At 51.9% G+C, this 19,014-nt stretch carries 16 protein-coding genes; 4 read left to right on the top strand and 12 right to left on the bottom strand.

The annotated features are described in order from the left end of the window. Positions 1-95: 95 nt before the first annotated feature. From oppF to JOE09_RS00605, 6 genes are all read right to left on the bottom strand, one after another. A complete protein-coding gene (oppF, locus tag JOE09_RS00630; protein WP_205064411.1) occupies positions 96-1,097 on the bottom strand; it encodes a murein tripeptide/oligopeptide ABC transporter ATP binding protein OppF in 1,002 nt (333 codons plus the stop codon). Further along, complete coding sequence (gene oppD, locus JOE09_RS00625) at positions 1,094-2,110, bottom strand: ABC transporter ATP-binding protein (RefSeq protein ID WP_200559609.1); 1,017 nt, start codon at positions 2,108-2,110, stop codon at positions 1,094-1,096. The genes oppF and oppD overlap by 4 nt, the downstream gene beginning before the upstream one ends. 10 nt (positions 2,111-2,120) lie before the next feature. Then, entirely contained in the window at positions 2,121-3,029 is a 909-nt protein-coding gene (oppC, locus tag JOE09_RS00620) for an oligopeptide ABC transporter permease OppC (RefSeq protein ID WP_105595221.1), read from the bottom strand. 13 nt (positions 3,030-3,042) lie between these two features. Next, a complete protein-coding gene (oppB, locus tag JOE09_RS00615; RefSeq protein WP_105595222.1) occupies positions 3,043-3,963 on the bottom strand; it encodes an oligopeptide ABC transporter permease OppB in 921 nt (306 codons plus the stop codon). 85 nt (positions 3,964-4,048) lie between these two features. After that, entirely contained in the window at positions 4,049-5,689 is a 1,641-nt protein-coding gene (gene oppA, locus JOE09_RS00610; RefSeq protein WP_205064410.1) for an oligopeptide ABC transporter substrate-binding protein OppA, read from the bottom strand. 828 nt (positions 5,690-6,517) lie between these two features. Then, positions 6,518-7,165, bottom strand: coding sequence for a YchE family NAAT transporter (locus tag JOE09_RS00605; protein WP_105595224.1), 648 nt, complete (start codon positions 7,163-7,165; stop codon positions 6,518-6,520). Between the two features lie 473 nt (positions 7,166-7,638). On the opposite strand from JOE09_RS00605, the gene adhE reads away from it, so the two are divergent. Further along, entirely contained in the window at positions 7,639-10,317 is a 2,679-nt protein-coding gene (gene adhE / locus JOE09_RS00600) for a bifunctional acetaldehyde-CoA/alcohol dehydrogenase (RefSeq protein ID WP_205064409.1), read from the top strand. Between the two features lie 157 nt (positions 10,318-10,474). On the opposite strand, the gene JOE09_RS00595 is transcribed toward adhE, so the two are convergent. Beyond that, the gene (locus JOE09_RS00595) at positions 10,475-11,098 is read right to left on the bottom strand and encodes a thymidine kinase (protein WP_205064408.1); all 624 of its coding nucleotides are present in this window, start codon (positions 11,096-11,098) and stop codon (positions 10,475-10,477) included. 297 nt (positions 11,099-11,395) lie between these two features. Between JOE09_RS00595 and hns the strand changes: the two genes are divergently transcribed. After that, entirely contained in the window at positions 11,396-11,803 is a 408-nt protein-coding gene (hns, locus tag JOE09_RS00590) for a histone-like nucleoid-structuring protein H-NS (protein WP_105595227.1), read from the top strand. A gap of 114 nt (positions 11,804-11,917) precedes the next feature. Here hns and JOE09_RS00585 read toward each other — a convergent pair whose 3' ends face one another. The 5 genes from JOE09_RS00585 to rssA all read right to left on the bottom strand — a co-directional run bounded on the left by JOE09_RS00585 (position 11,918) and on the right by rssA (position 17,421). Then, positions 11,918-12,925: an NAD-dependent epimerase gene (locus JOE09_RS00585; RefSeq protein ID WP_205064407.1), complete on the bottom strand. Its 1,008-nt coding sequence runs from the start codon at positions 12,923-12,925 to the stop codon at positions 11,918-11,920. Positions 12,926-12,939: 14 nt separating this feature from the next. Beyond that, positions 12,940-14,280 carry a UDP-glucose dehydrogenase family protein gene (locus JOE09_RS00580; RefSeq protein WP_205064406.1) on the bottom strand — a complete coding sequence of 447 codons (1,341 nt, stop codon included), beginning with the start codon at positions 14,278-14,280 and terminating at the stop codon, positions 12,940-12,942. Positions 14,281-14,304: 24 nt separating this feature from the next. Further along, a complete protein-coding gene (gene galU / locus JOE09_RS00575; protein ID WP_105595230.1) occupies positions 14,305-15,213 on the bottom strand; it encodes a UTP--glucose-1-phosphate uridylyltransferase GalU in 909 nt (302 codons plus the stop codon). A gap of 193 nt (positions 15,214-15,406) precedes the next feature. Then, a complete protein-coding gene (gene rssB / locus JOE09_RS00570) occupies positions 15,407-16,420 on the bottom strand; it encodes a two-component system response regulator RssB (RefSeq protein WP_205064405.1) in 1,014 nt (337 codons plus the stop codon). A 95-nt stretch (positions 16,421-16,515) separates the two neighbouring features. Then, on the bottom strand, positions 16,516-17,421 hold the full coding sequence (rssA, locus tag JOE09_RS00565; RefSeq protein ID WP_205064404.1) for a patatin-like phospholipase RssA: 906 nt from the start codon (positions 17,419-17,421) through the stop codon (positions 16,516-16,518). A gap of 163 nt (positions 17,422-17,584) precedes the next feature. On the opposite strand from rssA, the gene JOE09_RS00560 reads away from it, so the two are divergent. Both JOE09_RS00560 and purU read left to right on the top strand, forming a co-directional pair. Next, positions 17,585-18,046: a YchJ family protein gene (locus JOE09_RS00560; RefSeq protein ID WP_200543811.1), complete on the top strand. Its 462-nt coding sequence runs from the start codon at positions 17,585-17,587 to the stop codon at positions 18,044-18,046. Between the two features lie 39 nt (positions 18,047-18,085). Then, the gene (gene purU / locus JOE09_RS00555; RefSeq protein WP_205064403.1) at positions 18,086-18,934 is read left to right on the top strand and encodes a formyltetrahydrofolate deformylase; all 849 of its coding nucleotides are present in this window, start codon (positions 18,086-18,088) and stop codon (positions 18,932-18,934) included. Positions 18,935-19,014: the final 80 nt, after the last annotated feature.

The following is a 19,014-nucleotide window of genomic DNA, read 5'->3' as shown; positions in this document are numbered from 1 at the left end:
CCTGCCGAGATAAGATCAAGCATTAACCCGAGACATAAAAAAAACCCGCATTGAAAGTTCAAAACGGGTTTTACCATCGAAAGATCGAGCTTTGCTTACATCGGATCGACCTTCAGGCAGGACACCGCATGTCGGAAACTGCCCTCCAGCAGCGGCCGTGTTTTGGCGCATTCCGGCCCGGCAATCGGGCAGCGGGTGCGAAAAACACAGCCCGAAGGTGGATTGATCGGCGATGGCAACTCACCGTCCAGCAGCTGGATGACTTTGTTTTTCTCCAGGTCGGGATCGGGGATCGGTACGGCAGACATCAGTGCGCGGGTATAGGGGTGTTGTGGATTCTGATAAACCTGGTCGTAGGTGCCCAGCTCCACCGCGTGCCCTAAATACATCACCAGCACGCGGTCGGAGATGTGTTTCACCACCGCCAGATCGTGAGCAATAAAGATCAGCGAAAGACCCATTTCTCGCTGCAGTTGCTGCAGCAGGTTAACCACCTGCGCCTGAATTGACACATCCAGCGCCGATACCGGCTCGTCGCAAATTATCAGCTTCGGCTCAAGGATCAGCGCGCGGGCAATTCCGATACGCTGGCACTGACCGCCGGAGAACTCGTGCGGGTAGCGGTTAATCAGATTTGGCAGCAGCCCCACCTTCAGCATCATCGCCTTAACGCGATCCTTCACTTCCTGCCGCGCCATTTTCGGGTGATAGGTACGCAGCGGCTCAGCGATAATTTCACCGATGGTCATACGGGGATTCAGCGAGGCCAGCGGGTCCTGGAATATCATCTGAATGTCGCTGCGTGCTGCGCGCCATTCATCCGCCGTCTGCCCCAACAGGTCACGGCCCAGCCAGGCTACGCGGCCTTCGGTGGCTTTCACCAGCCCGATAATTGCCCGCGCCAGCGTGGATTTCCCGCAGCCCGACTCACCCACCACGCCGAGGGTTTCCCCTTCGTACAGCCGTAAGCTGACGCCATCCACCGCCTTCAGTGTTTTTGGCGGCTGCCAGAACCACTGACGGCCATCTTTGATGTCGAAGTGCACCTTCAGGTCAGCGATTTCCAGCAGGACTTTCTTTTCAGCAACCGTTGTCATACCAGCTCCTCCACCGGTTTGAAGCAGGCGCGCAGGCGCCCTTCACCAAATCCCGTCAGCGGCGGCGCAGTGCGGCAGATTTCCATCGCATGCGGGCAGCGAGGCTGGAACGGGCAGCCCTTCGGCAGGCGCAGCAAATTAGGTGGATTGCCAGGAATGGTCATCAGGGTATCGCCCTCTTCGCCATCGAGGCGCGGAACGGCATTCAGCAAACCAATCGAGTAAGGATGAGAAGGATGATAGAAGACATCGCGCGCGTTGCCGTATTCCATCGTGCGTCCTGCGTACATCACCAGTACCCGATCGCAGATCCCGGCTACCACGCCCAGATCGTGCGTGATCATAATAATCGCGGTATTAAACTCTCGCTTCAGCTCGTTCAACAGCGTCATGATCTGCGCCTGGACGGTCACATCCAGCGCGGTGGTTGGTTCATCGGCGATAAGCAGTTTTGGCCGGCACAGCAGCGCCATGGCAATCATCACGCGCTGGCGCATCCCACCGGAAAACTCATGCGGAAACATCTTCATACGCTTGCGTGCTTCCGGCATTTTTACCGCATCCAGCATCCGTACCGACTCTTCAAACGCCTGAGCGCTGCTCATGCCTTTATGCAGCTGTAACACTTCCATCAGCTGTTCACCCACGCGCATATACGGGTTCAGCGAGGTCATCGGGTCCTGAAATATCATCGCAATCTGCTCGGCGCGCAGCCGGTTCAGCTTCTTCTCCGGTAGATTGAGGATTTCATTACCGTCGAAGCGCGCCGATCCGCCGATCCGGCCATTGCTGGCCAGCAACCCCATCAGGGCAAATGCGGTCTGCGATTTACCCGACCCGGACTCACCCACGATACCCAGCGTTTCTCCCGCGCGCAGCGAGAAATTAAGATCGTTGACCGCCGTAACATCGCCGTCCGGCGTGTTGAAGGTAACCCGAAGATCCTTAACGTCCAGCAGTGCTTCGCTCTGTCTGGCGGATGTTCTGACCGTTTCCAGTTCAATTACGCTCATCGTTATCTCCTTAGCGGTCTTTCGGGTCGAGGGCGTCACGCAGGCCATCGCCGATAAAGTTAAAACAGAACAGGGTGATCACCAGAAAACCGGCCGGATACAGCAGCAGCCACGGAGAAACCTCCATGGAGTTGGCACCGTCGCTGAGCAACGCGCCCCAGCTGCTCAGCGGTTCCTGAGTACCCAGCCCGAGGAAGCTAAGGAACGATTCGAACAGGATCATACTCGGCACCAGCAGCGAGGCGTACACCACCACCACGCCCAGCACGTTGGGAACGATATGACGCAATACAATATTCATGGTCGATACGCCCCCGACCTGGGCCGCTTCAATAAACTCTTTGCGCTTCAGGCTGAGCGTTTGCCCGCGTACGATACGCGCCATATCCAGCCAGGAAACCATGCCGATGGCGACAAAGATCAGCAAAATATTCTGGCCAAACAGCGTCACCAGCAGGATCACGAAGAACATAAACGGGAAGGAGTTGAGGATTTCCAGCAGGCGCATCATTACCGAGTCGGTTTTTCCGCCAAGGTAGCCCGCCAGCGTGCCGTAAAGCGTGCCGACCACCACCGCGACCAGCGCCGCGGCAATACCGACCATCAGAGAAATTCGCCCACCGATGGCCACGCGCACCAGCAGATCGCGCCCCGAGGAGTCGGTGCCAAAATAGTGGCCACTGCTGAACTCCGGGGCCGCGGACATCATCGCCCAGTCGGTATCATCGTAGGTAAACTGCGACAGCATGGGCGCGAAGGTGACGAACAGTGCGATCAGCACCAGCACAAACAGGCTGGCGACCGCCGCACGGTTATGAATGAAGCGACGGCGGGCATCCTGCCACAGGCTGCGCCCTTCGATTTCCAACTTTTCAGTGAAATTTTCCAGAGCTTCGCTGTTTTTCTTACTTAAAATCATTTTCAGCCCCTGCTCAGTAACGGATTTTCGGATCGATAACGGCATACAGCACGTCAACAATCGCGTTAAACAGAATCGTCAGCGCACCGACCAGAATAGTCAGGCTCAATACCAGCGAATAGTCGCGGTTTAAGGCACCGTTAACGAACAGCTGGCCGATACCCGGCAGCCCGTAAATCGTTTCAATGACCATTGAACCGGTGATGATGCCGACAAACGCCGGGCCAAGGTATGAAAGTACCGGCAGCAGTGCGGGCTTGAGCGCGTGGCGCAGAATAATCCGACGCATCGGCAGGCCTTTGGCACGGGCCGTGCGAATAAAGTTTGAGTGGAGAACTTCAATCATCGACCCGCGGGTGATACGGGCGATGCTGGCGATATAGGCCAGCGACAGTGCGACCATCGGCAGGATCATATATTGCAGCGCCCCGCCGTTCCAGCCGCCCCCGGGCAGCCACTTCAGGGTGATTGAGAACAGTAAAACCAGCAGCGGAGCCACCACGAAGCTGGGAATAACAATACCGGTCATTGCCACCCCCATTACCGCATAATCCCATTTACTGTTCTGCTTCAGTGCCGCAATGACGCCCGCGGTCACGCCAAAGACCAGCGCCAGCAAAAATGCCGCTGCGCCCAGCTTGGCCGAAACCGGGAATGAAGAAGCAACCAGATCGTTAACGGTGTAATCCTTATATTTAAAGGAAGGACCGAAATCGCCGTGCGCCAGCTGCTGAAGATAGTTGAGATACTGCTTCCACATCGGGTCGTTGAGGTGATATTTGGCTTCGATATTCGCCATGACTTCCGGTGTTAATGCGCGCTCGCCGGTAAACGGACTGCCGGGGGCAAGGCGCATCATAAAGAATGAGATGGTGATCAAAATAAACAGCGTTGGTATCGCTTCAAGGAAGCGACGGAAGATAAATTTTAACATTGCCCGTACCTGCTGGCTCTAAGCCGCAGAGGCGAACCTCTGCGGTGACATTGCTTTAAATGGGCAGCAGAACTGCCCGTCGTACTTAGTGTTTAATAATGTAGAGATCTTTATCGTGGCTGTTATCCAGCGGATCTTTGCCGGTGTAGCCGCCCACATAAGGCTTCACTAACCGCAGATTTTTATAGTAATAGACCGGAACAATAGCGGAGTCGGCATCAAGGATTTTTTCAGCCTGCGCGTAAACTTCGGCGCGTTTGCCCTCATCTCCGGCAGCCAGCGCCTGTGCCATCGCCTTATCAAACTCAGGATTCTTATAATGTGAGGTGTTGTTGCTGCTGTCCGACAGCATGGTATTCAGGAAGCTGGTCGGTTCATTATAGTCCGCGCACCAGGCCGCGCGCGCCACGTCGAAAGTGCCCTGATGGCGAGTATCCAGGAAGGTTTTCCACTCCTGGTTTTGCAGCTTCACGTTAACGCCCAGATTCTTCTTCCAGATGGATGCCGCGGCGATTGCCAGTTTTTTATGCAGATCGGAGGTGTTGTACAGCAGGTCAAAGGTCAGCGGCTTGTCGGCCGTGTAGCCCGCTTCGGCCAGCAGTTTTTTCGCTTCTTCATTACGTTTTTCCTGCGACCAGCCGAACCACTCAGGCGGCGTCAGCTTGATGCCATCGGTAAACGGCGGAGTATAGCTGTAGGCCGGGTCTTCATCCTGCGCCTTCACTTTATTCACCATGATGTCGCGATCCAGGCCGAGTTTCAGTGCGGCACGTACGCGGGGATCGTTAAACGGTGGTTTCTGGTTGTTGATTTCGTAGTAGTAGGTGCAGAGGTACGGATCGGCGTGAATTTCGCCCGGGATCTCTTTTTTCAACTTCTGGTACAGTTCAATCGGCAGATAGTTATAGGTCATATCGCTGCCGCCGCTGCGGTAGCGGTTGGTGTCGGTCACTTCGGAAGAGATTGGCAGGAACGTCACCTGATTCAGAATGGTATGGGCGTTATCCCAGTACTGCGGGTTACGTTCAACGACGATTCGCTCGTTAACCACCCACTCTTTCAGCTTGAAGGCACCGTTGCCAACAAAGTTTGCGGGCTGGGTCCACTTATCACCAAATTTTTCTACCACCGGCTTATAAACCGGGGACATGGATGGGTGGATTAGCAGCTTGTAGAAATAAGGAACGGCATCGCTGAGGGTGACCTCCAGCGTATGATCGTCAATGGCTTTTACGCCCAGGGTGTCGGCAGGTTTTTTGCCGTCGATGATGTCATCAACATTGAGTAAATGACCGTATTGCAGGTAGCTGGCATAAGGTGAGGCAGTTTTCGGATCGGCCAGGCGCTGCCAGCTGAAGACGAAGTCCTGCGCGGTGACCGGCTCGCCGTTTGACCATTTGGCGTTATTGCGCAGGTGGAAGACCCACACTTTGCCACCCTCTTTGCTTTCCCATTTTTCCGCTACGCCGGGGATAATTTTGCCATCGGCGTCGTTAATCACCAGCCCTTCCAGCACGTCACGGTTAACGTTAGATTCCGGCACGCCTTCAATTTTGTGCGGGTCAAGGGATTGCAGTTCTGCGCCGTTACCGCGGATCAATTCCTGCTTGTCGGCCAGCTGCACGCCGGCGGGCACATTTGCCGCGAAGGCAGTACTGAGTGTCAGTGACCCCATAGCGGCCATGACGCCCAGGGCGATGAGACTTTTCTTCGTGATGTTGGTCATTATTTACCTACTCCAGTTTTTAATATTACCTGCGGATCTTCGGCCCGCGGCGATAGCCCTGTATTCGGGAAACCTTGCCAAATGGCGGAACGACGCCTATTGGTTTGTTGATAAATCGGTACTTCTTTCTGCTACCGCTTTGCGAAGCACTCCTGCGTTACCGCTCAGTCAATCGGGCTGACGATCAGAACATCACATTGGCAATCTGCTGCTGTTCAGTTAAACCCTGCTGCCATCCCTCAAAGTTACGGCGTAATACACTGCACATCCGGTGCCAGTTTTTAACGTGTCACCTGAAAAATTATCAGAAGGGGTAAGTTTGCGCTAAAGCTAAATAGCAAAAATGTTAACCATTTCTACTTTATCATGATAAATCGCAGGGGTAATGAGTTATTACACATCAATAAATAATGAATAACTTACTGATTAATATAAACAAATAATAAAAACAGACGCGAACGGGCGATAAACTGCGCAATGCCTGTAAAAATCAATTTTATGTCGCAAAAAACCATCACTTCAGCAACAAATACTGCTATCAGTGACCAACTAAGCAGTACATACAACTGGATATGATAAAAATTTAAGGCAGATACAAATGTAATAAAAATCACACCTGTAATCGCAATACATCGATAAAAAATCGTTTGCAGTAATTACATTAATAATTTTCACATTGATGTAAGCTAAATGAATAAATGCCGTAAAATGGGGCACAAAAGAACGAAAACGCACCAAATTAGTGCATCCGTTTTATCTCACACGTAAAAAAAGCGCACAATGTGCGCCTTAATGTTTTTATTTCAGGATGAAATCATTTCAGACGATTCAGCTGGTTAAACCCGGGAACAGTGACCGGATACCGGTAACCACAAACTCAATGCCCAGCGCCATCAATAACAGGCCCATGATACGTGTGACCACGTTAATGCCGGTCTGGCCCAGTACACGAACCATGATCGGTGCAGCGCGGAATAACAGCCAACAGCAGAAGGCGAACAGCGCAATCGCCAGCGAGAAGCCCAGCAGATTCTGCCAACTGTGATAGCGGGTGCTCCAGACGATAGTAGAGCTGATCGCACCAGGCCCTGCCATCAGCGGCAGCGCCAGCGGAACTACGCCGATGCTTTCCCGGTTGGCCGTTTCGGATTTTTCCTGCTTGTTCTGCTTATCTTCCCCCAGCTTACCGCTGATCATCGACATGGCGATGGTGACGACCAGGATGCCCCCCGCGATGCGGAATGAATCAATAGAAATGCCGAAAATATGCAGTATACCGTCGCCTAAAAACAGCGCGGTCCACAGAATAATCGCTACGGAGACGTTGGCAGTAAGATTGGTTTTATTCCTTGCCGCGGCAACCTGATAACTGGTCATGCTGATAAACACCGGGATGATGCCGATGGGATTGACCAGCGCAAACAGGCCGACAAAGAATTTGATGTAACCTGACAGATCTAATAGTGCTGAATTCACCCTGCTCTCCTGTGGGCGTCATGATGGCGCTAATGTAATAGAATTCATCCGCACTGACCATCCTGCCTCTCGTGATAATCACCCGAAATTCTCGTTAAAATCGGGTAAATAAACTCGCTGTTACCGGAATGTTTAGAGCATTATTTCATTGTTAAATCTTGTCATAACTTAATGCGCATAAGTTGAGTAAAAGCACAATTCCACACAAGCTGAAAGGTGTCAGCTTGCAGAAAAGATGATCTAAATCATCATTTTCCTTAGCGACTCCCGTTATGCTCAATGTCATCAGAAGGAGCTGATAACGCACCGAAAGTGACAGTCTGTTTTAAGATGCATTGAGACTCTGTCAGTAAACCATTAGAACGTTTTTCGCATTATCGCAAGCCCGCGTCCGGCAGCAGCAGCGTCGATGACTATACTTGCAAGTTCTGACTTGTTTACTAATAGAGTTTAACTTCCTCAGGAGAGCATTTATGGCCGTTACTAATGTTGCTGAACTTAACGCACTGGTTGAACGTGTTAAAAAGGCACAGCGTGAATACGCCAATTTCACTCAAGAACAAGTAGACAAAATCTTCCGCGCTGCCGCTCTGGCCGCTGCCGATGCCCGAATTCCACTGGCTAAAATGGCCGTCGCGGAATCCGGTATGGGCATTGTTGAAGATAAGGTGATTAAAAACCACTTCGCTTCCGAATATATCTATAACGCCTACAAAGATGAAAAAACCTGCGGCGTTCTGGCTACCGACGACACCTTCGGCACCATCACCATTGCTGAACCTATCGGCATTATCTGCGGTATCGTTCCAACCACTAACCCAACTTCTACTGCGATTTTCAAAGCGCTGATTAGTCTGAAAACCCGCAACGGTATTATCTTCTCCCCGCATCCACGCGCCAAAGACGCCACCAACAAAGCCGCCGATATCGTTCTGCAAGCCGCCATTGCCGCCGGTGCGCCAAAAGACATTATTGGCTGGATCGACGCACCTTCCGTCGACCTGTCAAACCAGCTGATGCATCACCCGGATATCAACCTGATTCTGGCTACCGGTGGTCCGGGCATGGTGAAAGCGGCCTACAGCTCTGGTAAACCCGCAATCGGCGTGGGTGCCGGTAATACACCGGTCGTGGTTGATGAAACGGCAGATATTAAACGTGCGGTTGCATCAATTTTAATGTCAAAAACCTTCGATAACGGCGTGATCTGCGCATCTGAACAGTCGGTGATTGTCGTTGACAGCGTTTATGATGCAGTTCGCGAGCGGTTCGCCAGCCACGGCGGCTACCTGTTGCAGGGTAAAGAACTGAAGGCCGTGCAGGATATGATCCTGAAAAACGGTGCGCTTAACGCGGCTATCGTTGGTCAGCCAGCGGTAAAAATTGCCGAAATGGCTGGCTTAACCGTTCCGGCGAGCACCAAAATTCTGATTGGTGAAGTCAAACTGGTTGACGAGTCCGAACCGTTTGCCCACGAAAAACTGTCCCCTACGCTGGCCATGTACCGGGCCAAAGACTTTGCCGACGCGGTTGATAAAGCCGAGAAGCTGGTCGCCATGGGCGGTATCGGCCACACCTCCTGTCTGTACACCGACCAGGACAACCAGTCTGAACGCGTCAATTACTTTGGCGACAAAATGAAAACCGCGCGTATTCTGATTAACACGCCGGCTTCACAGGGTGGTATCGGTGACCTGTATAACTTCAAACTGGCACCGTCACTGACGCTGGGCTGTGGTTCATGGGGTGGTAACTCCATTTCTGAAAACGTCGGACCTAAACATCTGATTAACAAGAAAACCGTGGCCAAGCGAGCTGAAAATATGTTGTGGCATAAACTTCCTAAGTCTATCTACTTCCGCCGCGGTTCGCTGCCCATTGCCCTTGAAGAAGTGGCCACCGACGGCTACAAACGCGCGTTTATCGTGACCGACCGCTTCCTGTTCAACAACGGCTATGCTGACCAGATTATCCGCGTGCTGAAGTCACACGGCGTGGAAACCGATGTGTTCTTCGAAGTTGAAGCCGACCCAACGCTGAGCATCGTGCGTAAAGGTGCTGAGAAGATGAACTCCTTCAAACCTGACGTGATTATCGCGCTGGGCGGCGGTTCACCGATGGATGCGGCGAAGATTATGTGGGTGATGTACGAACATCCGGAAACCCACTTCGAAGAGCTGGCGCTGCGCTTTATGGATATCCGTAAACGCATCTACAAGTTCCCGAAAATGGGCGTCAAAGCCAAAATGGTGGCGATCACCACCACATCGGGTACCGGTTCAGAAGTTACGCCGTTCGCCGTCGTAACCGACGATGCCACCGGCCAGAAATATCCACTGGCGGACTACGCCCTCACCCCGGATATGGCGATTGTTGATGCTAACCTGGTGATGGATATGCCGAAATCACTTTGTGCCTTCGGTGGACTGGATGCCGTGACCCACTCACTGGAAGCGTATGTTTCCGTCATGGCGAACGAATTCTCCGACGGTCAGGCGCTGCAGGCACTGAAACTGCTGCAGGAAAACCTGCCGGCCAGCTATCGTGACGGGGCCAAAAACCCGGTAGCGCGTGAGCGCGTTCACAACGCCGCCACCATTGCCGGTATCGCCTTCGCCAACGCTTTCCTTGGGGTCTGTCACTCAATGGCCCACAAGCTGGGCTCGGAGTTCCACATTCCACACGGTCTGGCCAATGCGCTGCTGATTTGTAATGTGATTCGCTATAACGCCAACGATAACCCAACCAAACAGACGGCCTTCAGCCAGTACGACCGTCCGCAGGCACGCCGCCGCTACGCGGAGATTGCCGACCATCTGGGTCTCAGCGCAGCGGGCGACCGTACCGCGCAGAAAATTGAGAAACTGCTGGCCTGGCTGGAGGAGATGAAAGCCGCCCTGGGCATTCCGAAGTCAATTCGTGAAGCTGGCGTTCAGGAAGCCGATTTTCTGGCGAAAGTGGATAAACTGGCCGAAGATGCCTTTGATGACCAGTGTACCGGCGCTAACCCGCGCTATCCGTTAATTGCTGAGTTGAAGCAGATTATGATGGATACATTCTACGGTCGTGCATTTACTGAGTCTGAAAATGTAGCCACTGAAGCCGCGCAGGAAACTGAAATCAAAAAGGTTGAAAAACGCGCAAAAAAGTAACAGCACACTAGTGGATATAGCACTACGGTAAGAAACAATGCCGGTTACTCAACGTAACCGGCATTTTTTTAGCCGTCATAAAAAGTATTCTAAACAAAACGGTTAACCTGACTTAACCTCGCCCAGGAATCTTCTCAAGCCGGAAAATTAATCGGGTTTATCCTTCTGTGCCATGCTGATTACCAAAAATAGCACGAGAGGAACCGCTTTCCAGCGCTTCATAGTAGTGCTTGCGGCAGACAGAAACATAACTTTCATTTCCTCCTACCTGCACCTGTGCCCCCTCTTTGAACGGCTTGCCTTGTTCATTAAGACGCAGGACCATCCCGGCTTTTCTGCCGCAGTGACAGACGGTCTTTAATTCCACCAGCTTATCAGCCCATGCCAGCAGGTACTGGCTGCCGCTGAACAATTCACCCCGAAAATCTGTACGCAGCCCGTAGCAAAGCACGGGGATATCCAGCAGGTCGACAACGTCGGCCAGCTCTTTGACCTGGGCACGGGTGAGAAACTGGCTTTCATCCAGCAGGACGCAATGAACGGGTTCAAGAAGACTCTCAGCCTTAATTTCACTAAATAGTGAAGTCTCGTTACTATAAAGTCTGGCTGGTGAAGAAAGGCCAATTCGTGAGCCAATCCGCCCCGTACCGAAACGATTATCAAATTCAGCGGTATACACCATCGTACGCATTCCGCGCTCTTGATAATTATAAGAAGACTGCAACAAAGCCGTGGATTTACCGGCGTTCATCGCCGAATAATAGAAATAAAGTTGAGCCATCGGCCCTTACTCCGCAGGTCATAAATGATGCGCGAAGTGTAGCATAATCTTTGCGTTTTGATGGTGATAAGCTAATTATTATTAGGGGTTTAACTGTAACACCCGCCTGTTGGTTTGATAGCCGATATCGATGTTATTTTTGCCATAATCGATAATCACCCGGCTTTAAACTGTGTAATATGTGTCTATTAGTTGTTTTCTATTCCTCGGACAATTAGCTATTGCAGTTAGCTATCGTCACCACTATTATTATCGGGCAAGAAGTATTCCTATCAATATAAATTAGAGAAGTGGACAATGAGCGAAGCACTTAAAATTCTGAACAACATCCGTACGCTGCGTGCGCAGGCAAGAGAATGCAGCCTGGAAACTCTGGAAGAAATGCTGGAGAAACTGGAAGTTGTGGTTAATGAACGCCGCGACGAAGAAAATCAGGCTCAGGCCGAAGTTGAAGAACGTACTCGCAAACTGCAGCAATATCGCGATATGCTGATCGCTGACGGTATTGACCCGAACGAATTACTGTCCAGCCTTGCTGCGGCCAAAGCACCCGGTAAATCTAAGCGTGCGGCGCGTCCGGCTAAATATCAGTATGTTGAAGAAAACGGCGAAACGAAAACCTGGACCGGCCAGGGCCGCACTCCGGCAGTAATCAAGAAAGCAATCGAAGAACAAGGTAAGCAGCTGGACGATTTCCTGCTGTAATTACTCTTAGAGTCCGCCTCTAATACCACACACTGTGTGCGTTTATTTAGTTTTATTTTTTATCACCAGGCATCAGTAAAAAAGGAAGCGTAAGCTTCCTTTTTTTATTCATCATCAAACCTGATAAAAGTCTCTGTACCACGTAACAAAGCGCGCAACGCCCTCCGCCACTGCAGTCTGAGGCTTATAGCCAATTGCCTTGTACAGCGCACTGGTATCCGCACTGGTATCCAGCACATCACCTGGCTGCATCGGCAGCATGTTCTTCGTTGCCGTCTGCCCGAGCGCATTCTCCAGCGCTTTTATATAGTCCATTAACATCACAGGCTGGCTGTTGCCAATATTGTAGACCCGATAAGGTGCTGAACTGCTGGCCGGGTTTCCTGCTTCAACCGTCCAGTTTTCATCACGCTGGGGAATAATGTCCTGCAGGCGCAGGATAGATTCAGCAATATCGTCGATGTAGGTAAAGTCCCGACGCATTTCGCCATTATTATAAACGTCGATACTTTCACCCGCGAGAATAGCGCGAGTGAACTTAAACAACGCCATATCCGGACGTCCCCAGGGGCCATAGACGGTAAAGAAACGCAGTCCGGTGGTAGGAATACCGTACAGATGAGAATAGGTATGGGACATCAGCTCATTGGCTTTTTTGGTTGCCGCATACAGCGATACCGGATGGTCAACGGAATCATCCGTAGAGAATGGCAGTTTACGATTCAGGCCATATACCGAGCTGGAGGAGGCATACAGTAAATGCTCAACCTGGTTATGGCGACAGCCTTCAAGAATATTTAAATGGCCGATAAGATTCGCGTCTGCGTACGCCAGGGGATTTTCCAGTGAATAACGCACGCCGGCCTGGGCGGCAAGGTGAATTACGCGCTGGAAACGCTGCTCACGAAACAGACTGGCAATACCTTCCCTGTCGGCAAGATCAATTTTTATAAAGGTAAATTCGGGATGGTTGTTAACCAGTTCGAGGCGGGCTTTTTTCAGATTAACATCGTAATAATCATTCAGGTTATCGATACCGATAACCTGGTGACCGGCATCAAGCAGGCGTTGAGTGACATGAAAGCCAATAAATCCTGCTGCGCCGGTAACCAGATATTTCATACTTGCCTCTTCAATTATGCAATGTTTAGAGATGCTCCGCGGCCGATTGCATAATAGACAAAACCGCGTTTGCTGATTCTTTCTGGATCATACAGGTTACGACCATCAAAAATCACGGCTTCTTTCAGGGCATCTTTAATCACATCAAAATCAGGTGCGCGGAAGTTCTGCCACTCGGTGCAGATGACCAGGCCATCAGCACCCTGCAACGCTGCTTCTTTGGTTCCCATCAGCTTCAGATCGCTGCGGTGACCGTAGATGCGCTGTGCTTCATCCATCGCTTCCGGGTCGAACGCCTGTACGGTCGCCCCTGCCTGCCACAGTGCCTCCATCAGCACGCGGCTTGACGCTTCACGCATGTCATCGGTGTTAGGCTTAAACGACAGGCCCCACAGAGCGAAGGTTTTGCCCTCAAGATTTTCACCGAAGTGACGCTTAATAAAGGTCGGCAGCTTGTTCTTCTGCGAATCGTTCACGTCTTCTACCGCCTGCAGCAGACGCGGCGTGTAGCCAATCTGCTCGGCAGTACGGATCAGCGCCTGAACATCTTTCGGGAAGCAGGAACCACCGTAGCCGCAGCCAGGATAGATAAAGGAGTAACCGATACGTGAATCTGAACCAATCCCCTGACGCACTTTCTCAACGTCTGCGCCCAGACGCTCGGCCAGGTTGGAAATTTCATTCATAAAGCTGATTTTGGTTGCCAGCATGCAGTTTGCCGCATACTTGGTCAGCTCAGCACTACGAATATCCATCAGGATCATACGGTCATGGTTGCGGTTGAATGGCTCATAGAGCTCACGCAGCAGCTCAACAACTTCATCGTTGTCGGTACCAATAACAATACGCTCAGGACGCATACAGTCGTTGACTGCCGCACCCTCTTTCAGGAATTCCGGGTTAGACACGACATCAAAGGTCAGTTCAACACCGCGTCCTTTCAGCGTTTCTTCCATTACCTGACGCACGCGGTCGGCGGTGCCTACCGGTACGGTGGATTTATCCAGCACCACTTTGTGTGAAGTCATGTGCTGGGCGATAGTCCGCGCCACGGCAGTGACATACTTCAGGTCGGCAGAACCGTCTTCATCCGGCGGCGTTCCCACGGCGATAAACTGCATCACACCGTGATTCACCCCTTCCTCGGCGTTCGTGGAGAACTTCAGGCGACCGGCCTCATAGTTCTGCATCACCAGCGGAGTCAGCCCTGGCTCAAAAATTGGAATCTGACCTTTCTTAAGATTCTCGACCTTGTTTGCGTCAACATCGATGCAGAGAACGTCATGTCCAACTTCTGCCAGAACAGCAGCCTGCACCAGTCCGACGTAACCGATACCAAATACGGTGACTTTCATTGTGTTGTCCCGGTTAAAATGAAATTATTTTTTACTGCCTACGGTGCTTTCCAGCCACGCTTTGAAATCACTGCCCAGCGTGTTGTGGCGAACACCGTACTCAACGAAGGCCTGCATGTAACCCAGTTTGTTACCGCAGTCATGGCTGACGCCTTTCAGGTGATAGGCTTCAACGGTTTCTTTTTCCATCAGCATAGCGATAGAGTCGGTCAGCTGGATCTCATCACCGGCACCCGGAGGGGTTTTCGCCAGCAGCGGCCAGATGTCCGCAGACAGCACGTAACGACCCACTACCGCCAGATTAGACGGCGCCTGATCGGCTTTCGGCTTCTCGACCACGCCTACCATCGGCGCGCTCTCACCGGCTTTCAGTTCCGCACCTTTGCAGTCAACAACACCGTAGGCGGTCACGTCAGCAACCGGCTCAACCATAATCTGGCTGTGCCCGGTTTCATCGAAGCGGCGGATCATATCGGCCAGGTTATCCTTAGACAGATCGGATTCGTACTCGTCCAGAATCACGTCCGGCAGGATCACCGCAACCGGCTCGTTGCCCACCACTGGCCATGCGCACATCACCGCATGTCCCAGACCTTTTGCCAGACCCTGACGAACCTGCATAATGGTCACGTGCGGTGGACAAATTGACTGAATTTCTTCCAGCAGCTGGCGCTTAACGCGTTTTTCCAGCATGGCTTCCAGTTCAAAACTGGTGTCAAAGTGGTTTTCGATAGAATTTTTTGAGGAGTGCGTAACCAGCACAATTTCATTAATTCCTGCTGCGATACACTCGTTAACGACATACTGAATTAACGGCTTATCAACCAGCGGCAGCATCTCTTTAGGGATCGCTTTGGTTGCTGGCAACATACGTGTTCCCAAACCCGCAACCGGGATTACCGCTTTCTTGACTTTAGAATTATGGGCAGACATCAAAGTACCTCTCATTTAGGCCGTTCAAGTTATTACTTGATATGTCGAGTTTAAAAACAGAGTGAGTATACCAGTTAGACCCGCGCGGATTTATCCTGGTAAATTCATTTATGCAAAAATTAAGACTATTACCCAAGTGTAAAGCTTATCGATGCCTCTGTCTTGCCGGGCGAATAGAAAGGAGCGTGACTGGTTAATCCGTACTCAGCATTAATCTCAGCCGGCCACCAGCGCCCCACACCTGGCACTGCCAGGCATCACAACGCTGGCTGATTTGATTAAGATGCGTACTGCCCAGCGTACCGAGCGGTACACCGTTACTGAGTTGAATTTGCTGGCTGTGGATACTGAGCGCGGCATTCAGTCCGGCGGAGACCAGAATCAGATTTTTCAGGTCGCGGTTATAATAACCAACCAGTAAAGGAAATTGTCCTTCCAGATTAACCTGTCGTAATAATTGATTAACCTGAGTAAGCAATCCGCTTAACTCCGGCAAGCGCTGAGACTGACCGGACAATTGCTCCTGAAGCAGACCATTAAATAATGCACGTAATAACAGTGCGGCCAGCACACCATTATCTCCGGCACGGGTCACATCCAGACAATAAAATGCCAGATCTTTCTCCGATAGTGCCGCCACATCAAGAACCAGACCCGGCTGTTCGGCCATCGTCAGCTGCCGATAGTTTATGCGGCAGTGGGCAATGGTTTGCTGGACCGGCGGCTGCAGCTGCTGCAGGAGTTTAGCTGCGGCAGAAGGGTCACGAACCAGCGCATCCCAGTCCTGGAACAGCTGTTCATCTTCTTCAACTTTCGAGGAAAACATTGAGGGATAGAGGCACTCAAAAACCACTTCGCGCAGCCGGGCCAGATCTTTAATCGGCTTCAGCAACACATCCTGCACGCCCAGCCGCAGTACTTTGGCAATATCTGACATGTTCTCCGTGGCGGAAATAACCAGAATTGGCAGCGTCTGGCCTTTACTACGCAGTTGGCCAACCAGCGTCAGGCCATCCATATGCGGCATGGCAAGGTCACAAATCATCATATCAGGCGTGCTGCGTTGCAGATGTTCCAGAGCCTGAACGCCGTCATCTGCCAGGCTTATTTGCGCGCCGAGTGAGCTGAGGAAGTTATCAAGCAGGGAGCGGAAAACAACTTCGTCCTCAACGATGAGAATGCGTTTTCCACTTAACGGTTTTTCCATTGTTCTCCCCAGCAAAACAGATACCTCAATAGTGGTCTATAAATCGCAGATTTGCCTCTCTGAAATGGCTCTCTCCGCACGATAAATCGATTACGCTATTGTCTGTCGCGGACAAGTGGCAGTAATTCATCCATTTTCTTTTCTACCGACAATCTTCCAGCCTCAATAGCTTCATCGGCGCGATGAAAATCCAACGTGGATATTTGAGGGCAGAACGGCTGTAGTAGTACATCCGGCGGGTCGCCCGCCATTCGGTTGCGCTTCAGGCGATTCTCTAACACCTGTATCGAGGTTGACATAATTTCCATCGCGCTCGGGGAGTGATTCACTTTTCGCTGCACTAACCGCCCCAGCCCCTGACGCAACCGCCCGCCCCAGCTATGTGGCTGGATAACCTCTTCACCTTCGGGTTGCGGCGTGACGGAAAACAGATCCTGCTGCATAAGGTGCGCATCGTGCTGCAGATCGACAGCAATCACAATATCGGCCCCCAGGGCACGCGTTAAGGAAATCGGCACCGGGTTAACCACTGCACCATCAACCAGCCAGTACCCGTTCCAGGCAACCGGCGACAACAGGCCGGGCATACTGCACGAGGCTCTGACAGCCTGATGGAGATCGCCTTCCGTCAGCCAGAGTTCTCGCCCGGTGCTTAGATTCGTGGTCACTGCGCCAAACGGCAGACTGCACTGTTCAATATTATCTTTTGCAATTAATCTCTTAACGTGGCTAAACACACGTTCCCCACGCAGAAGCCCCCCGCGCTGCCACGAAAGATCCATCAGGCGAATTACCTGCCAGTAGCTGAACGAGCGTACCCAGGATTCCATTAAGGGCAGCCTTCGGCTGGCGTAGGCAGCGCCTACCAGCGCGCCAACGGAACAGCCCGCGACAACATCAACACGAATACCAGCCCGTTCGAGGGCGTTAATCACACCGATATGCGACCAGCCCTTCGCCGCTCCTGAGCCCAGCGCCAGCCCGATTTTAATTTTTCTCATTCCACCTCTGGCAAGAATACCTGCATCCGTTTTACTGCTACACCCTGGCAATAAAGAGACTCAACGAAGGGTTCAGAACGATCAAAATGGCATCGCTGACTCTGGTCGGTTACCATCAGCGCACAAATTCTGAATTAACCGTCTTGAGCGAGCTGGAGCCAACGTGTCTGAACCTTGTCCTTGCGGTAGCGGAATGCAGTATAGCTTATGTTGCGAATCGTATCTAAAAGGTGCGTCACTCCCTGCAACACCAGAAGTATTAATGCGTTCCCGCTACTGTGCCTACGTCAAACGTAATACCCGCTATTTGATCGATAGCTGGCATCCTTCCTGTCATGCGGAGCGTTTTGCAGAGAGTATCGAAGAGAGCTACATCGCCACACAATGGCTTGGACTTAACGTCATTAGCAGTGAAATCATGGCAGATTCCGCTCAGGGATATGTCACGTTTTTTGCGCGCTTTACGGAAAATCAGCGCGAAAGCTTTATTCATGAACGTTCGCGCTTTCTTCGTGAGGAGCAACGCTGGTACTATATCGACGGAACCTTCCCGCCAATCGGGCGCAACGATCAGTGCCCCTGTGGCTCTGGCAAAAAATACAAGAAATGCTGCGGTCAGAACTGACCCTGATTTCCCTTTTGTATCGACAGGATTACCATCGTAATGCAAGCGCAAACACTGCAACGAAAAGTTTTACGCACCATCTGCCCGGATGCTAAAGGGCTGATCGCGAAAATTACCAACATCTGTTACAAACACGAACTGAATATCGTCCAGAACAATGAGTTCGTCGATCACCGCACCGGGCGCTTCTTTATGCGTACCGAACTGGAAGGCATCTTTAACGACACCACCCTGCTGGCCGATCTCGACAGCGCACTTCCTAGCGGATCGGTGCGCGAGTTGCAGCCAGCCGGTCGCCGCCGCATTGTTATTCTGGTGACCAAAGAAGCCCACTGCCTCGGCGATCTGCTGATGAAAAGCGCCTACGGCGGGCTGGATGTCGAAATCGCTGCCGTTATCGGCAACCACGAAACGCTGCGTACGCTGGTTGAACGCTTTGATGTGCCGTTCGCGCTGGTCAGCCACGAAGGACTGACGCGTGAAGAGCACGACAATAATATGGCGGCGGTTATCGATCGCTATCAGCCGGACTATGTGGTGCTGGCGAAATATATGCGTGTGCTGACCCCGGCATTTGTTCAGCGTTATCCGAACCAGATTATCAATATTCACCACTCTTTCCTGCCGGCCTTTATTGGTGCCCGTCCTTATCACCAGGCCTATGAGCGCGGCGTGAAAATCATCGGCGCAACCGCGCACTACGTTAACGATAACCTGGATGAAGGCCCAATCATCATGCAGGACGTGATCCACGTGGACCACACCTACACCGCCGAAGATATGATGCGCGCGGGCCGTGACGTAGAGAAAAATGCCTTGAGCCGTGCGCTGTATCAGGTGCTGGCACAGCGCGTATTTGTCTACGGCAACCGCACGATTATTTTGTGATGCCGATACTGCTGTTTTGCCTTACAAAACAGCAGTTCGGGCAAAAAATCGGCGAACGCGCTATTTTATGAATAACGGGG

This window comes from Pantoea coffeiphila (genome assembly GCF_016909495.1).
GTDB lineage: Bacteria > Pseudomonadota > Gammaproteobacteria > Enterobacterales > Enterobacteriaceae > Erwinia > Erwinia coffeiphila.
The sequence above is the reverse complement of the archived record's forward strand: the minus strand, read 5'-3'. Positions and strand labels throughout refer to the sequence as shown.

Excerpts from the sequence above, each read along its gene's own strand:
- JOE09_RS00595 (WP_205064408.1), bottom strand. The coding sequence starts at position 11,098 with ATGGCTCAACTTTATTTCTATTATTCGGCGATGAACGCCGGTAAATCC.
- JOE09_RS00585 (WP_205064407.1), bottom strand. The coding sequence starts at position 12,925 with ATGAAATATCTGGTTACCGGCGCAGCAGGATTTATTGGCTTTCATGTC.
- oppF (WP_205064411.1), bottom strand. The coding sequence starts at position 1,097 with ATGACAACGGTTGCTGAAAAGAAAGTCCTGCTGGAAATCGCTGACCTG.
- rssB (WP_205064405.1), bottom strand. The coding sequence starts at position 16,420 with ATGGAAAAACCGTTAAGTGGAAAACGCATTCTCATCGTTGAGGACGAA.
- JOE09_RS00580 (WP_205064406.1), bottom strand. The coding sequence starts at position 14,280 with ATGAAAGTCACCGTATTTGGTATCGGTTACGTCGGACTGGTGCAGGCT.
- adhE (WP_205064409.1), top strand. The coding sequence starts at position 7,639 with ATGGCCGTTACTAATGTTGCTGAACTTAACGCACTGGTTGAACGTGTT.
- oppA (WP_205064410.1), bottom strand. The coding sequence starts at position 5,689 with ATGACCAACATCACGAAGAAAAGTCTCATCGCCCTGGGCGTCATGGCC.
- rssA (WP_205064404.1), bottom strand. The coding sequence starts at position 17,421 with ATGAGAAAAATTAAAATCGGGCTGGCGCTGGGCTCAGGAGCGGCGAAG.
- oppB (WP_105595222.1), bottom strand. The coding sequence starts at position 3,963 with ATGTTAAAATTTATCTTCCGTCGCTTCCTTGAAGCGATACCAACGCTG.
- oppD (WP_200559609.1), bottom strand. The coding sequence starts at position 2,110 with ATGAGCGTAATTGAACTGGAAACGGTCAGAACATCCGCCAGACAGAGC.
- galU (WP_105595230.1), bottom strand. The coding sequence starts at position 15,213 with ATGTCTGCCCATAATTCTAAAGTCAAGAAAGCGGTAATCCCGGTTGCG.
- hns (WP_105595227.1), top strand. The coding sequence starts at position 11,396 with ATGAGCGAAGCACTTAAAATTCTGAACAACATCCGTACGCTGCGTGCG.
- oppC (WP_105595221.1), bottom strand. The coding sequence starts at position 3,029 with ATGATTTTAAGTAAGAAAAACAGCGAAGCTCTGGAAAATTTCACTGAA.
- purU (WP_205064403.1), top strand. The coding sequence starts at position 18,086 with ATGCAAGCGCAAACACTGCAACGAAAAGTTTTACGCACCATCTGCCCG.